This is a genomic window from Pseudoalteromonas denitrificans DSM 6059 (genome assembly GCF_900112265.1).
In the GTDB taxonomy this organism is placed as follows: Bacteria; Pseudomonadota; Gammaproteobacteria; order Enterobacterales; family Alteromonadaceae; genus Pseudoalteromonas; species Pseudoalteromonas denitrificans.
Window position 1 is genome coordinate 221,607 of sequence record NZ_FOLO01000001.1, and the last position, 16,208, is coordinate 237,814.

Genomic DNA, 16,208 nt, shown 5'->3' on the forward strand with positions numbered 1-16,208 from the left:
TTATAGGGGTATTATAAAATTCAACTTATTAGGTTTATTGTTTTAGAACAAACTTTTTATAAGTAGACATTCATTTATACAAGGAATCAAGTTTATGACAAAAAAATATAAGTTTTTATTGGTACATTTTGATTAAGCCTATTCAATATAAATATTAGGCTTATATATTTCCATCATGCCTTCAGGGAATACTGGCTCTGAAAAGTCATATTTTTGATATAAATCATGGGCGTCTTTAGTCGCTAAAGTAAATCGTCTTAAGCCTTGTAATCGAGCGTCAGTCATTACGGCCGTAATTAGTTGTTTACCATAACTTAAACCTCTATATTCCTCCAAAACAAATACATCCAATAAATTTGCAAATGTAGCTTGGTCAGTGACCACTCTGGCAAAAGCACGAAGCGTGTTATTTTCAGTTAATACAAAGCATAATGAATTATCACAAGCAAATCTTAAACATTTCTTTGAGATACCTTTAGACCAATAACTGCGCTCACTTAAAAATCTGAAAACGGCACTAAAATCTTGTGCATTTAATGTGTGTTTTATTTTAATAGCCATTCTTCTACCTTATAAAAATATCATTGGAATTGTGAGCAGTAATAAACCACTCATAGTGAAATTGAATCGTTTATTAAAAACTGGATCTTGTAGTTTTTTAGAGACCATTTTTCCAACTGTAACCCACATAAAAGCACAGGGAATGGATACAGTATTAAAAAGCAATATGCTCAAAATAGCCGAGGGCCAAAATAGGTCGCCAGTTAAAGTGAAAATGGAACTTGCAGTTAGTAACATAGCCCAAGACTTTGGATTAATGAGTTGAAAGCATGCAGCTTGAACTATACTCATAGGCTGCTGTTTATTATCTAAAGAAGGGGGTTGAGAGCGAGAAATTTTAATTGCTAACATTATAATATAGCTTGTAGCAAGCATGCTTAAAATTACTTGTAAGCTTGGGATTGCCTTAAATAAATTTCCTAAACCAAATAAAATTGTTGCTTGAAGTGAAATCATGCCTAAACGAATACCCATTACATGAGGTAGCGTTTTTTTTATGCCAAAATGTGCACCAGAATGTGCTAATAAAATATTGTTTGGGCCTGGTGTGATGGTCGCAATAATACTAAAGATAGAAATTGGCAGTATTAATGAAATTAATTCAGTGTTCAAAAAAGTTCTCCCTTGAAATAAAATAATTGTATGCATACAATTGCGTGTGTTTGTGTTTATTTAATTTGTCACATTAGTTGTTTTTAATCTACGAGTTTATTGTTATGGATACAATTTGGAAGGTAAGATCAGAGTGCTTTAATGAGGCTGTAAAAATACAGGCTAAATATAAAGCGCTGGCTTTTTTGATAGAAGAAGCTATTAGCTCAGGTGAGCTAAAACATAACCAGAAGCTGCCTGCGCAGCGTTGGTTGGCAGATGAATTGGGTGTAACGCATGGCACAGTAACACGTGCTTATCAGTTGGCTGAAAAAAGAGGGGTCGTTAAGGCGAAGTTAGGAGCAGGTACTTTTGTTACAGCACAAACGATAACGCTTCCCGATAATCTTGATGTTGACTTTGCTTCAAGCATGCAACCTATGATGGGGCAGCAGGCTATTTTAGCGCAAACAATGAAAGAGTTAGCGGAGGATAATAATGCTCTGTCTCAAATACTGACCTATTCAATAGACGGTATAGCAAAACATAAGAAAATTTTTAGCCATTGGTTGAAGGATAGAGGCATTGCCAATAAAGCAGACGAGCTTATTTTTCTTCAAGGTGCACAGCAAGGCGTTTTTAGTTGTTTGCAAATATTGACTGAACCAGGTGATTTGGTTTTGCATGAAGCGTTATGTTATCCCGGATTTTACCGTGCAGCAGAAGCTTCAAGGCTTAAAACACAAGCTTTAGCTGTTACTAATGAAGGCATTGATTTAGCTCAACTGGAAGATATTTGTAAGAACTTTTCTCCCAAGGTGCTTTATATTACACCTAATAATCAAAATCCAACCAATGTGAAATACAGTGAACAACAATTAGATAAAATTTTGGCTTTAAGTCGTCAATATCAATTTTTTATAATTGAAGATGATGTAAATTATTGTTTGCCTGATAATTGGCGATTACCACTTCAGCAAAAAGCGCCGGATCGTGTTTTTTATATATCGAGTTTATCTAAATATTTTGCAGGGGGCTTAAGGGTGGGGTATCTGCTTGCACCTGTATTGTTTCAACAAGTACTGAAACAAAATGTACATAGTCAATGTTGGATGGTTTCAACAATGAATTTTGAATTGGCTTCTCGTTTTATACAAAGTGATAACTATAAATTTAACCAAGAAAAGTTGGCAAAAGAACTGACTTATCGTCAGCAGGCTTTTAAAAAAGTATTTGATAAAAATAATATAGCAGCACGTTTTGGAGGCTTGAATATATGGCTTGAATTGCCCGAACATATCAATATGCATCAATTGAACGGTTTATTATTAGCAAATAAAGTAAAAGTACGTACAGCAGACTCTTTTTTATCTAAGGGCAGTAGCTTAAATTTTAATGGTATCAGAATATCTTTAGGGGGCCCAAATTCCAGGGCTTTGTTTGATAAAGGTGTGAACATTATGGATAGTGTTTTTATGCAATTACAAAATAATAATGATGTTGTTATTTAAATGAATAACTAACGGTTATTATTCATGCTTTATGTTAATCTAGCTCCAATTATTTAGGCTTAGTTTTTACAAATTTATTTTAAGAGATTTCATTAATGACTATTCGTACTCGTGTAGCACCGTCACCAACGGGTGACCCGCACTTAGGCACTGCTTATATTGCTTTATTTAACTACGCTTTTGCTAAGCAGCAAGGTGGGGAGTTTGTATTACGTATTGAAGATACAGATCAGGTGCGTAGTACGCCAGAATCAGAACAAGCGATTATGGATAGTTTACGCTGGTTAGGCTTAAATTGGGATCACGGTCCTGATGTGGGTGGTGAGTTTGGTCCATACCGACAATCAGAGCGTAGTGACTTATATAAAAAATATGCACAACAACTTGTTGATAATGGTAAAGCTTTTTATTGTTTTGCCACAGCTGAAGAACTTGACCAAATGCGAGAAGAGCAAATGGCTGAAGGTCTACGTCCTAAGTATGATGGCCGTGGTTTAAAATTATCTCAAAATGAAATTGAAGCGAATCTTGCTGCTGAGAAACCTTATGTGATCCGTATGAATATCCCAGCAGAAGGGACTTTTAAGTTTAACGATTATCTACGTGGTGAGATTGAGATCCCATGGGAAAACGTTGATATGCAAGTATTACTTAAAGCTGATGGTTTCCCAACTTACTTCTTAGCAAATGTTGTTGATGATCATCATATGGAAATTAGCCATATATTCCGTGGTGAAGAATGGATCAACTCAGCGCCTAAATTATTAAAATTATATGAAGACTTTGGTTGGACAGCACCTACTTTAGGTCACTTACCATTATTACGTAACCCTGATAAATCTAAATTATCAAAACGTAAAAATCCAACTTCTATTAATTATTATAAAGAAATGGGTTTTTTACCTGAAGCTGTATTGAATTACCTTGGTCGTATGGGCTGGTCAATGCCTGATGAACGTGAAAAATTCACGTTAGCTGAAATGATTGAAAACTTTGATATGAAAAGGGTGTCACTAGGTGGCCCTGTATTTGATGTTGAAAAACTAAGTTGGTTAAATGGCCTTTGGATCCGCGAAAACCTAACTGACGAAGAATTAATAAATCGCTTTGTAGATTGGAAGTTTAATGGCGAAACTTTAGGTAAAATTTTACCCCAAGTAAAAACACGTATTAATACATTATCTGATTTAGTTGAACTTGCCGGTTATTTTGTTTCAGGCATGCCAACATATGCACCTGAACTATTAACCGCAGGTAAAGCTGAAGAGGATGTGATCCGCCAAGCATTACAGTTCTTTATTTGGGATTTAGAAGCTTTACGTACATGGGAAAAATCCGAAATATTTGCAATTGCAAAGACATTAGCTGATCACCATGAGTTGAAAATCAAGGTGTTCTTAGAGCCTATATTTGTTGCCATCAGTGGTAAAACATCATCCACTTCTGTTATTGATGCAATGGAAATATTAGGTTCAGATATGTCTCGTGCGCGGTTACGTGTTGCTTTAGGGCATATTGGTGTTTCTAAGAAACAAGCTAAGAAATTAGAGAAAGCTTATAAGGTTTATCAAGCTGATTAAGTACGACGATATTATGTAATAAAAAAAGCGACTTAATAGTCGCTTTTTCTTTTTGAATTAATGACCAGTCCTAAATAAGTATTTTAACAATTATTTTTTTATTAGTATTTTTATAATCGGTTCCACTGCACTGATAAGTTAAATGGTATTGCGCTTGAGTTATTTTATAGCAATTAGGGATGGCAAAAGCATTACCTTTTAAATCTAATACTTCATTTATAAAATCTTCAGATGGAGTGATATTATTAAGTGAGCAACATTCACCTATTACTCTTGTAATTAATTGGGCGCCAGCCTTTTTCGCAGCAATACCTGAAGCATATATCTCGAGTTTGTTCGAATTGTAAACTTTGAATGCCTGTAAGTAAAAATACAGTTAGAAATAATTAATATGATTAGTTTCATTTTTATTTCTAAAGTTAAAAGTAATATCGAGTATAAATAATTTTTATTATCAAACTTGCAAAAAATATTTTTTTTACTGATCAGACCTATCTTGTTGGAAAATTTGCTAGAATAGCGCGGTTGTGAATCTAGTCATAAAAGAAGTTATTAAATATGTTAAGTCCTTTTTACCAAGAATTTGCTGATAAAGTTTCGTTCACCCGTGAACAAGGTAGTAATTTTGCTAAATTAATGGCGGATGACTTTAACCCGTTACACGATGCTGACGCTAAAAAGTTTTGTGTTCCTGGGGATTTGCTTTTTTCCTTAGTATTAAAAAAATATGGCATTAGTAAAAAAATGCATTTTACTTTTTCAGGCATGGTAAATGAAAATGTAGAATTAATATTACCAGATGTGGCTCATGATGCAGAAAAATTTGATATTACGGATGGTGAAAAGGTTTATTTATCGGTTCTACGTTCAGGAGAATCTTCAATATGCCCTGCTTTAACAAAAAGCTTAACTAAAAATTACGTTGAGTTTTCAGGTACTACATTTCCCCATGTAATTATCCCATTAATGGGTAAACAAGAAGTGATGATTAACCCAACTCGTCCTATGGTAATTTATGAGTCAATGTCAATTGATTTAGAGCGATTAGATTTAGTATCGCCCGAACTTGAATTTTCAGAGCCTGAATTTGAGTTAAACGGTAAGCGAGGAAAAATCACTTTACGTTTTAACTTATTAGAAAACGGTAAATTAGTTGGCACGGGTGTTAAAAATATGCTGGTTTCAGGCATAAGAGAGTATTGTCAAACAACCGTTGATGAATTAATTACTTTTTATAATCAAAGAAAAACAGATTTAAAACCAAAATAATTTTATTCCTCAGGTTTTTGAATTACCATCTGTGTGAAAAATGAAAGGCGCTAATTTAGCGCTTTTTTATTTCATTAAAGAACCTTTTTAATTAACTTTCTTTTTCATTTTGCTGAAAAAACAGCCTTTTTATTTTTTTATAAAAAATAATTAAAAAAAGTGCTAAACAGTGCATTTTACAAAGGAGTTATTATTGACTGGTGCGGATTATCATATATACTTCCCCCAGCTTGAAAGTTCGTTTTAGATTATGCTACACCATTTCGATGTATGTTTTACATCTGTCGTCCTGTTTTACATAAGAAAGTAACACTTTTAGCACAACTGCCTTTAAGGCTTATATTACTCTTCATTAAATAGGATACAGTTATGTCTACTACTACTACTGGTACAGTAAAATGGTTCAACGAATCTAAAGGTTTTGGTTTTATCGAGCAAGAAAATGGTCCTGACGTTTTCGCTCATTTCTCTGCAATCCAAAGCGATGGTTTTAAAACGCTTGCTGAAGGTCAACGTGTATCTTTCACTGTTACTACAGGTCAGAAAGGTCCTCAAGCTGAGAACATTCAAGCTATCTAATTATTAGCTTCAGCTAATATTAGTAACTTACTTAGTCTTAAGATTCTTAATTCTAAGATTAAAGGGCAAACCTAAGGGGATGCCCTTTTTTGTGTTTAAAAAACAATATTTGGCCTAGTTTTAACTCAATGAAAAATAGTGTTAGGAAAAGAGTTAGGATACGTCTATTTTTAAAATTAATTATCAGCTGGATATCTCATGAAGTTAATTGAAATTAATAAAAAAAGGTATAGAGCCCATTTAAATCGTATTATTACAGCATGTATATTATCGCTTGCTATAGGAAGCTTAGGCATTGCTCAAACCTTGATTGCATTGTTTCCTTCATCATCAGGTAGTCATTTTCATTGGAATTTAATTGGAGTGATTATAACGAGTTTATGCCTTGGTTTTATTTTAATTAAATATAAAAACCACTCTTTTATGGCTGAGGTGGCTTATGTATGGGATTTAAAACAAGCACTCAATAAAATCACAAGAAAAATGCGAAAGGTGAGGCAAGGTGTAGAGCGTGGTGATATACCTGCAATGCAAGCGCTTAATTTTTATTATGCAGGATCCCGTCAGCTATGGCACTTAGATGACAATAATATAACACTAGATGAGTTAACTTTATGGCAAGCAGATTTAAATTCACAAGCAAAAAAGTATAATATTGTATTAGATGTATCACAGTATGATGTACAAATTTTATCAAATTTAAATTAATACTTTTAAACTTATTATAAAGTAAGTAGTTTATCTGTTTACTTTATAAGCTTTAATTTACTTTAAAATCATTAGATTAAATTTATTTATAAAATGTTTTTTTATAACCTTTTCGTTTTAAAAAATCAAAAACCAGATCTAATTTCCAATCTTATTATTCTCTTCTATCCTTACTAATGTCCTAAATATTTTAAATAAACCCTTTAAATACAATTAATTGCTATTCGTATTTGCAATCCCACTTTTTTAGTAAGGTTTTTTTAAAAAGATGATCTAAATCAATATGCTTTATGTAACAAAATTTAATATATGTAGACAAGAAAACCCATCCACCAGGAGAGCTAAATGAGTGCATTAGAGTCAATGATTTGGACTGTGCTAGGTTATTTAGCAATGCCAACAATATTTATCGTCGGTTTTGTTGGAGTAGCAGCAACTTCTTTGTTTGTTCTGAAAATGCTTGGTGCTAAATCTATCCAGTCAAAAACTTAAAGTAGGTAAATTAGTCGTGATTAACTTATTAGAAGAAGACCCTGTTCATATTGCTGGAGTGTTAGTTAAAGCATTTCCTCAAAATATTCAAGCTGTAGCTGAAAAATTAAATGCGCTTCCTGGCACTGAAGTGCATGAAGTGAGTAATGAAGGAAGCATGGTTGTAACCGTTGAAGCAACAGACAAAGAAAAAAATGTAGTCGACATTATTACAAAGTTAAGTGTTTTTGAAGGGGTGCTTGATGCATCTTTGATATTCCACCATAACGATGCAGGGTTAGTACCTCATGCAAAAAATAATGACGGTAAAATTAATTTTAAATAGCAAATAGTTTATATCGACTTAAAAGAGTCATATAACTAGTCAGGAGGAGAAGTTGTGAATCAATCAAGACGTGACTTCATTAAAGCAAATGCAATCGCTGCTACCGCTGCAGCAGCTGGTGTAGCAATTCCGGCATCAGCATCAAATCTGATCACTGATTCAGATAAAAGTAAAATCAAATGGGATAAAGCTCCTTGTCGTTTTTGTGGTACAGGGTGTAGTGTTCTAGTTGGTAGCCAAAATGGTAAAGTGGTTGCAACTCAGGGGGATCCTGATGCAGAGGTAAATAAAGGCCTAAATTGTATTAAGGGCTATTTCCTATCTAAAATTATGTACGGTAAAGACCGTTTAACTCAGCCTTTATTAAGAATGAAAGATGGTAAGTTTCATAAAGAAGGCGACTTCCAACCTGTAAGTTGGGATATGGCTTTTGACGTGATGGCTGATAAATTCAAATCAGCATTAAAAGCGAAAGGTCCAACATCTGTAGGTATGTTTGGTTCAGGTCAATGGACTGTAATGGAAGGCTATGCTGCAGTTAAGTTAATGAAAGCAGGCTTTCGTTCAAATAATATAGATCCAAATGCACGTCACTGTATGGCTTCAGCTGTTGGTGCCTTTATGCGTACCTTTGGTATCGATGAGCCTATGGGTTGTTATGATGATTTAGAGCAAGCAGATTCATTTGTGCTTTGGGGCTCTAATATGGCAGAAATGCACCCAATTTTATGGTCACGTTTAACTGATCGCCGTTTAGGTCACTCGCATGTCCGCGTCCATGTGCTATCAACTTATAAACACCGCTCTTTTGAGTTAGCTGATAACGGTATGATTTTTACACCAAATACAGATTTAGCAATTGCCAATTATATTGCAAATTACATCATTCAAAATGATGCTGTAGATTGGGGTTTTGTTAAAAAACATACTCACTTTAAACAAGTAACAACAGATATAGGTTACGGTTTACGTCCTGAGCATGAGCTACAAAAAGCCGCTAAAAATGCTGATTCAGGAAAGATTCTTGATGTAACTTTTGAAGAGTACAAAAAGCAAGTTGCTGAATATACTTTAGAGAAAACAGTTGAAATTTCAGGTGTACCAGCTAAAAACCTAGAAGAAATGGCTAAAATGTATGCCGATCCTAAAACGAAAGTAATGTCACTATGGACTATGGGTATGAATCAACATACACGTGGTGTTTGGATGAATAGCTTAGTTTATAATATTCATTTATTAACTGGTAAAATTTCTAAACCTGGTAGTGGTCCTTTCTCTTTAACTGGTCAGCCTTCAGCGTGTGGTACAGCACGTGAAGTAGGTACTTTCTCGCATCGTTTACCTGCAGATATGGTTGTTAAAAAGAAAAAACATCGTGATTACGCTGAGAAAATTTGGAAACTACCTGAAGGTACTATTCCAGCAAAACCAGGTTACCATGCTGTATTGCAAAACCGCATGCTTAAAGATGGTAAGTTAAATGCTTACTGGGTTATGTGTAATAACAATGTACAAGCTGCTCCAAACTTAAATGAAGAAACATTACCAGGTTACCGTAACCCAGAAAACTTCGTTGTTGTATCTGACCCTTACCCAACAGTAACATGTCAGGCAGGCGATCTTATTTTACCAACAGCTATGTGGGTAGAAAAAGAAGGGTGTTACGGTAACGCGGAACGTCGTACGCAACACTGGTTCCAACAAGTCAAAGCGCCTGGTGAAGCTAAGTCTGATTTATGGCAATTAATGGAGTTTTCAAAACGTTTTAAAATTGAAGATGTATGGGATGAAGCATTACTGGCTAAGGCTCCTCATCTTCGTGGTAAAACCATGTACGATGTACTTTACCGCAATGGTAACGTTGATGCTTACCCTATTGAAGAAGCTAAAGAGCTTAATGATGATGCTCATGATTGTGGTTTTTATGTTCAAAAAGGCTTATTCGAAGAATATGCTGCATTTGGGCGTGATCATGGCCATGATTTAGCACCATATGAAATGTACCATACCGCGAGAGGTTTACGTTGGCCTGTAGTGAATGGTGTTGAAACTAAATGGCGTTATAAAGAAGGGTCAGATCCATATGTCGGTAAAGGTAAGGACTTTGAGTTTTATGGTAAGCCAGATGGTAAAGCGTTAATTATTTCAGCGCCTTATGAAGCACCTCCTGAAGCGCCTGATTCAGAATATGATATGTGGCTATGTACGGGTCGTGTACTTGAACATTGGCATTCAGGTTCAATGACACAGCGTGTTCCTGAGTTATATCGAGCATTCCCTGATGCGGTTGTATTTATGCATCCAGATGATGCTAAAAAGCGTAACCTGCGCCGTGGTGATGAAGTGATGGTAGAATCTCGCCGTGGTGAGATGAAAAGCCGCATAGAAACACGTGGCCGTAACAGACCACCGGTTGGTTTAGTATTTGTTCCTTGGTTTGATGCAAGACAATTGATCAATAAGATCACGTTAGATGCAACAGATCCTTTGTCAAAACAAACCGATTACAAAAAATGTGCTATTAAAGTACGTAAAGTGTAGGGGAGCATTAATATGAAAAAATTAATAACCGGTTTAGTACTATTAGGTGTTGTGGCAACTGCTGTAGCACAAAAAGATGATTCATCTAATGATGCATTACTTAGTAATGGTGGTATTGAGTCTTTGCGTGGTAAAGCACAGCTAAGTGAAACTCGTGAGTCAGATAAAATGAAACGGGTACTAAAAGATCGTGAAGTTGTTGAGCGTAACTACGTTCATCAACCTCCAGTGATACCACATCAAATCCGTGGTTATAAAGTAGATTTAAACTCTAATAAGTGTTTATCTTGCCATGGTTGGAAGTATGCAAAAGAAGTAGGCGCGACTAAAGTGAGTCCAACCCACTTTGAAACGCGTGATGGCATGACTTTATCAGATATATCGCCTCGTCGTTATTTCTGTTCACAATGTCATGTGCCTCAAGTTGATGCTAAACCATTAGTAAAAAATGAGTTTCGCGCAGTTGAATCATTAAGCCACAAATAGCCATAGGACCTACATATGAATATGTTGAAAAAAATATGGCAGATACTTAAAACACCGACCTCAGCAGCGGTAGGTTTTGTAATCGCATTAGGCTTTGTTGGTGGCGTGGTTTTTTGGGGTGGATTTAATACGACTCTAGAATTAACCAATACGGAAGAGTTTTGTATCGGTTGTCATGAAATGGGCGATAACGTTTACCAGGAATACAAAGAAACGATTCATTATGCTAATCGTTCAGGTGTTCGTGCAACGTGTCCTGATTGTCATGTACCAAAAGATTGGACTCATAAAATTATCCGTAAAATAGCTGCGAGTAAAGAGGTTTGGGGTAAAATGACTGGCATTATTGATACGCGTGAAAAATTCCAAGATCATCGTAAGTCTATGGCTATGAGAGAATGGAAACGCATGAAAGATAACGATTCTCGTGAATGTCGTAACTGTCATAACTTTGAGTATATGGACTTCTCTGAACAAGGGAGCCGTAGTGTCAAAATGCACTCAACAGCCTTAGCTTCAGGTGAAAAAACCTGTATAGATTGTCATAAAGGTATTGCGCATGAGCTACCTGACATGGAAGGTGTTGAAGGCTGGCATTAATAGATGCCATGCGTATTTATTAATCTAATAAAGGTTATATAAAAAAGTCACAGGTTTAAAAAACTGTGACTTTTTAATTTCTTTTTTTTAGACTGTATGAGATAGATACATATAAAGTCTAAAACATAAAATCCTATTATCGTATATTAATAATAGGGTTTTAAAAGTGAAAGTACTTATAATTATTATAAGAGGTTAAGCTGGTTCAACATCAACAATCACATCTGTAGTAATTGACTCTAATGCATTAATTACTTCGTTTTTATCTAATCCCTCAGGCAAATGAACCGTTGCGATTGCATTAAATAAAGGAACACCCCAATTGGGTGCGCTTTGTTGTTTTGAAGTAAAATGAATAATACTCGCTCCTTTATGTCTGATCACACTTGATAACTCTTGGACTATTCCTGGTCTGTCATTACCTGTTATTACTAAGTTCAATTGTTTATCTGGACAATGAGCAGTCTGCTCACCATCTTCTATTTTCACTTCTAAATTATTGATATTATGAAGTGCTTCTTGTAATGCTAATAATTTATCTTCAGGTACTTCAACTTGTAATATGCCTGCAAAGTGACCCGCTAGATGACTTAAGTTACTGGCTAGCCAATTACCGTTATGTAATAAAACTGTTGAGGATACTTCTTCTACAAGGCCTGGTCGGTCTTGCCCGATTAAGGTTAATACTAACTGCTTCATAAGTTGCTCTCTGTTTCACTAAAAACTAAAACTAAATTGTTATTATTCAAAATCAAAGTATTGACCTCGCGATATGTTTTGTCCAGTTTAGCGATACAATATTTTTATATTTTAAATGAGTCTTTGATATAAAGTAATAATTATCAAAAAGATGACACTTTTATGTCAGATTTATTGATAATTCACTTTATATGTAACAAAACTGTCATCTTGACACAATATAATATGGCCAATTTTAATGCTGAAGGAAACTTTGATGGCTTCACATTCGCAAAAATCTAATTTTCATACGGATCGAGGCCGTTTGATTAAAGATAAAGTTGCACAATTTAGTATTTTTTCAGGTGGAGTCATGGTTTTGGCTGCACTTTTAATGATTTTCTTTTATTTACTTTATGTTGTTGCACCAATTTTTGAGTCAGCATCAGTAACACCTCGAAATGAATTTACTTTACCTGTCGGGCAGAAAATAGTAGCTGCTGGAATGGAAGAGCAAACAGAGATTGCTTATTTATTAACGCAGTCTGGCATGATGGATTTTTATCATGTAAAAGGTCTCGAGTTTGGTAAAAAAATAAATAGCAGTAAAATAAACTTAAGTGGCAAAGTAACGAGCTTTGCACAAAGTGCACCTCATTTAGGTTTATATGCTTATGGTTTTGATAACGGTGAAATAACTTTAGTTCATCCTAAATTTGAGGTTAGTTTCCCTAACGACACAAGAGTTATTACGCCAGGTATTTCTTATCCTATAGGTGACGTAAACTTATTGGTAGATGAGCATGCACAAGCAATTAAAGATTTTGCTTTTAGCGTCGATGAAGGGAAAATTTCAGTATTAGCGCAAACTCAAAAAAATAAAATTATATTCACTGTTTTTACGGCTGAAGAGAACTTCATGACTGATGAAATAGAGTGGATTGCGCAGTATGGAGAACTTGATGTAGAAGGTCGTATTGATGAGTTACTCATTTCTCCAGACGGTACACGCTCATTTGTACGCAGTGCTAATAAAGTGTTTATATTTAATACCCGAGATATTGATAACATATCATTAATACAAGGCCTTGCAGCTAATGAAGAAAATTCAAATTTAGTTTCAAGTGTTTTGTTAGCAGGTGCTAACTCTTTGTTATTTAATAATGACAATGGTGAAATCTCACAGTGGTTTGAAGTGCTTACAGATCAAGGCCGTGAATTTACTAAGGTACGCACATTTAATACTGCTGACAAAAATATTACAGCAATGTTTCCTGAATTTTATCGACGTACTTTTTTTACAGTTAATCAAGAAGGGGATTTGGGCCTTTATTACACAACGAGCGAAAGTATTCTATGGCTAGGAAAAGTTGCAAATTCAGCGATTAGTCATTTTGCAATATCACCGCGTTCAGATGCTGCTTTAGTGATAGCCGGTAATACGGTTTCCTTGTTAGATATCGTTAATGAACATCCAGAAGTAAGTTGGTCCGGCTTGTGGAATGAGGTGTGGTATGAAGGTTATTCAGAGCCCGGTTATACTTGGCAGTCAACCTCAGCAAGTGATGACTTTGAATCAAAGTTTTCATTGATCCCTATTTCATTTGGAACGATAAAAGCAGCGTTTTACGCCATGTTATTTGCTGTTCCGATTGCTTTATCTGCGGCTGTTTATACTGCTTACTTTATGTCTCCACAACTACGTAAAGTAGTTAAACCGACCATCGAAATAATGGAAGCTTTACCAACTGTTATTTTAGGCTTTTTAGCGGGGCTTTGGTTAGCGCCTATTTTTGAAGAACATTTACCAGCGATTTTAATTTTATTATTTGGTTTACCTTTATCAATGTTAGCCACTGCTTTTGGATGGTCTAAGTTACCTCAAAGCATGCGTAATTCAGTTCCTGAAGGGTCGCATTCTTTATTGTTAATACCTGTTGTATTACTTCTTGGTGTATTTGCTTTTAGTATGAGTCCGTTGGTTGAGAGTTTATTGTTTGGTGGTGATGTACGACAATATCTTACTAATGATTTAGGGTTGAATTTTGATCAACGAAACTCTCTGGTTGTTGGTATTGCTATGGGGTTTGCTGTTATTCCTACCATATTTACCATAGCAGAAGATGCCGTTTTTAGTGTTCCAAAACATTTGACAAATGGTTCATTAGCCTTAGGTGCAACTCAGTGGCAAACTTTAGTTAAAGTCGTACTACTGACTGCAAGTCCTGGTATTTTTTCCGCCATCATGATGGGCTTAGGCCGTGCAGTTGGTGAAACCATGATAGTACTGATGGCAACAGGTAATACCCCTATTATGGACTGGAGTATCTTCCAAGGAATGCGAACATTAGCTGCTAATATTGCAGTAGAAATGCCAGAGTCTGAAGTGGGTAGCTCTCATTATCGAATTTTATTCTTAGCTGCTTTTGTATTGTTTATTTTTACCTTCATGTTTAATACTGTGGCTGAATTTGTGCGCCAACGTTTACGTGAAAAATATAGCTCAATGTAAGGCTAATTGAAATGAAATTACAAAAAACACATAAATTACAAAATAGAGTATGTAAAGGTTATATGTATGAATAACTGGTTTAAATCAGGATCCCCATGGATTTGGTTAACGGGTGGTGCAGTTAGCATTAGCTTAATTTCTGTAATAGGTTTATTGGCACTCATTGCTTGGCGTGGCTTAAGTTTTTTTTGGCCATCAGAAGTTGTTCAACTTGAGCTAGAAGTTGATGGTAAGCAAAGTATTGTTATTGGTGAAATTTATGATAGAGAAAATGTACCCACTTCACGTATTTTAGCGACAGGTGCGGATTTAGGCGATTATAATGAAGAGTTTGTTGAGCGACTGTTAGTTAAAACAGGTAACCGTGAGTATGTGGAGCTCGATTTTCGATGGATCTTAACAACTGATATTAAATCACAATCAGCCCCAGAAGAGATGGCTGTGTTTGAACGTAGTAAAAATGGTAATTTTTACGGTTATGTTGAAAAGGTAATTGAAAATGGTCAAGTGCATACTACTGATAAAGTTGAAAAGTTAGAAGAACTTGTTGAGCGTGCTGTATCTCTTAATGAACAGGCACTTGATTTACAAAATGGCGCCATAGGTCATATTAATTATGAGTTAGAAAGGGCGCGTTTAAAGCAACGTTCTTATGAGTTAAATGGTGAATTAACACAAGAGCGAATTCAAGAATATGAAAAATTTAAAGCTGAACAAAAAGCACAGTATGATACGTTAGAAAAAGCACTTTTTAAATTAAGAGACCAAGCAAAACGAGATCAGGTTATTGTAAAAGATATGCGTGGTGAAATGGTAAAGATACCTTTATATCAAGTATTAGATTTTACCTTTCCAAATGATATGGGGTTTTTCTCAAAGCTAGGTCAATACTTTATTCAACTTGGTAAATTTGTATCTGATGATCCTAGAGAAGCGAATACAGAAGGTGGCGTTTTTCCTGCTATCTTTGGTACTGTTTTTATGGTTATGCTAATGGCTGTGATAGTGACGCCTTTTGGTGTGGTGGCCGCAATTTATTTACATGAATATGCAGCAAAAAATGCAGTTACAAAAATGATCCGTATTGCTGTTATTAATTTAGCAGGTGTGCCTTCGATTGTGTATGGTGTATTTGGCTTAGGTTTTTTTGTTTATATGCTAGGGGGCAGTTTAGATCAGCTTTTTTACCCTGAAGCACTTCCAGGCCCTACATTTGGTACTCCGGGGGTGATGTGGTCAGCATTAACTTTAGCTATATTAACTTTACCTGTTGTGATTGTATCAACAGAGGAAGGTTTATCTCGCATTCCAAGTTCTATTCGACAAGGTTCGTTAGCTTTAGGGGCTACTAAAGCCGAAACCTTATGGCGTATTATTGTGCCAATGGCGAGTCCAGCTATTATGACGGGGTTAATATTAGCAGTTGCACGTGCTGCAGGTGAGGTTGCACCACTTATGTTAGTAGGAGTGGTTAAAATGGCACCTACATTGCCACTTGATGGTAATTTTCCCTTTATGCATTTAGATCGTAAGTTTATGCACCTGGGTTTTCATATTTATGATGTAGGTTTTCAAAGTCCTAATGTTGAAGCTGCCAGACCACTTGTATATGCGACTGCGTTTTTATTAGTCTCTGTTATTATTGCATTGAATATTACAGCGATTGGTGTACGTAATCACTTACGTGAAAAATTTAAAGTTTTAGAGCATTAATAGCTCAGTAGAATTAAGTGTTAATTGACGGGTATTAAAAGCCCGCTAACTAGAACTCATAT

Annotated in this window: 15 protein-coding genes; 12 read left to right on the top strand and 3 right to left on the bottom strand. The window is 35.3% G+C overall.

The genetic code is table 11. The annotated features are described in order from the left end of the window. Positions 1 to 138 precede the first annotated feature (138 nt). Complete coding sequence (locus BM088_RS00850; protein WP_091978881.1) at positions 139 to 561, bottom strand: GNAT family N-acetyltransferase; 423 nt, start codon at positions 559 to 561, stop codon at positions 139 to 141. Positions 562 to 570: 9 nt separating this feature from the next. Continuing rightward, complete coding sequence (locus tag BM088_RS00855) at positions 571 to 1,173, bottom strand: LysE family translocator (protein WP_091979126.1); 603 nt, start codon at positions 1,171 to 1,173, stop codon at positions 571 to 573. Between the two features lie 104 nt (positions 1,174 to 1,277). On the opposite strand from BM088_RS00855, the gene BM088_RS00860 reads away from it, so the two are divergent. The 10 genes from BM088_RS00860 to BM088_RS00905 all read left to right on the top strand — a co-directional run bounded on the left by BM088_RS00860 (position 1,278) and on the right by BM088_RS00905 (position 11,243). After that, positions 1,278 to 2,663, top strand: coding sequence for an aminotransferase-like domain-containing protein (locus BM088_RS00860; protein ID WP_091978883.1), 1,386 nt, complete (start codon positions 1,278 to 1,280; stop codon positions 2,661 to 2,663). A 95-nt stretch (positions 2,664 to 2,758) separates the two neighbouring features. Continuing rightward, entirely contained in the window at positions 2,759 to 4,243 is a 1,485-nt protein-coding gene (gltX, locus tag BM088_RS00865) for a glutamate--tRNA ligase (protein ID WP_091978885.1), read from the top strand. A gap of 558 nt (positions 4,244 to 4,801) precedes the next feature. Beyond that, positions 4,802 to 5,512 (top strand): DUF3581 family protein, encoded by a 711-nt coding sequence (locus BM088_RS00870; protein WP_091978887.1) that lies wholly within the window; start codon positions 4,802 to 4,804, stop codon positions 5,510 to 5,512. A 369-nt stretch (positions 5,513 to 5,881) separates the two neighbouring features. Further along, on the top strand, positions 5,882 to 6,091 hold the full coding sequence (locus BM088_RS00875; protein WP_091978889.1) for a cold-shock protein: 210 nt from the start codon (positions 5,882 to 5,884) through the stop codon (positions 6,089 to 6,091). A 198-nt stretch (positions 6,092 to 6,289) separates the two neighbouring features. Further along, entirely contained in the window at positions 6,290 to 6,799 is a 510-nt protein-coding gene (locus BM088_RS00880) for a DUF3087 domain-containing protein (protein WP_091978891.1), read from the top strand. Between the two features lie 345 nt (positions 6,800 to 7,144). Next, positions 7,145 to 7,291, top strand: a complete 147-nt coding sequence (locus tag BM088_RS00885) for a TIGR02808 family protein (RefSeq protein ID WP_091979128.1) — start codon at positions 7,145 to 7,147, stop codon at positions 7,289 to 7,291. Between the two features lie 16 nt (positions 7,292 to 7,307). Further along, positions 7,308 to 7,616, top strand: a complete 309-nt coding sequence (locus BM088_RS00890) for a chaperone NapD (protein WP_177207906.1) — start codon at positions 7,308 to 7,310, stop codon at positions 7,614 to 7,616. Positions 7,617 to 7,670: 54 nt separating this feature from the next. Continuing rightward, a complete protein-coding gene (gene napA / locus BM088_RS00895) occupies positions 7,671 to 10,157 on the top strand; it encodes a nitrate reductase catalytic subunit NapA (protein WP_091978896.1) in 2,487 nt (828 codons plus the stop codon). Positions 10,158 to 10,169: 12 nt separating this feature from the next. Next, positions 10,170 to 10,643, top strand: coding sequence for a nitrate reductase cytochrome c-type subunit (locus BM088_RS00900; protein ID WP_091978898.1), 474 nt, complete (start codon positions 10,170 to 10,172; stop codon positions 10,641 to 10,643). Between the two features lie 15 nt (positions 10,644 to 10,658). Further along, complete coding sequence (locus tag BM088_RS00905) at positions 10,659 to 11,243, top strand: cytochrome c3 family protein (protein WP_091978900.1); 585 nt, start codon at positions 10,659 to 10,661, stop codon at positions 11,241 to 11,243. Positions 11,244 to 11,438: 195 nt separating this feature from the next. Here BM088_RS00905 and BM088_RS00910 read toward each other — a convergent pair whose 3' ends face one another. Continuing rightward, positions 11,439 to 11,942 (bottom strand): glycine cleavage system transcriptional repressor, encoded by a 504-nt coding sequence (locus BM088_RS00910; protein ID WP_091978901.1) that lies wholly within the window; start codon positions 11,940 to 11,942, stop codon positions 11,439 to 11,441. A gap of 256 nt (positions 11,943 to 12,198) precedes the next feature. Here BM088_RS00910 and BM088_RS00915 point away from each other — a divergent pair, with 256 nt between their 5' ends. Together BM088_RS00915 and pstA are read left to right on the top strand one after the other, a co-directional pair. Beyond that, positions 12,199 to 14,433, top strand: coding sequence for an ABC transporter permease subunit (locus BM088_RS00915; protein WP_091978902.1), 2,235 nt, complete (start codon positions 12,199 to 12,201; stop codon positions 14,431 to 14,433). 66 nt (positions 14,434 to 14,499) lie between these two features. Beyond that, positions 14,500 to 16,146 (top strand): phosphate ABC transporter permease PstA, encoded by a 1,647-nt coding sequence (gene pstA / locus BM088_RS00920; protein WP_091978904.1) that lies wholly within the window; start codon positions 14,500 to 14,502, stop codon positions 16,144 to 16,146. The last annotated feature ends 62 nt before the right edge of the window (positions 16,147 to 16,208 follow it).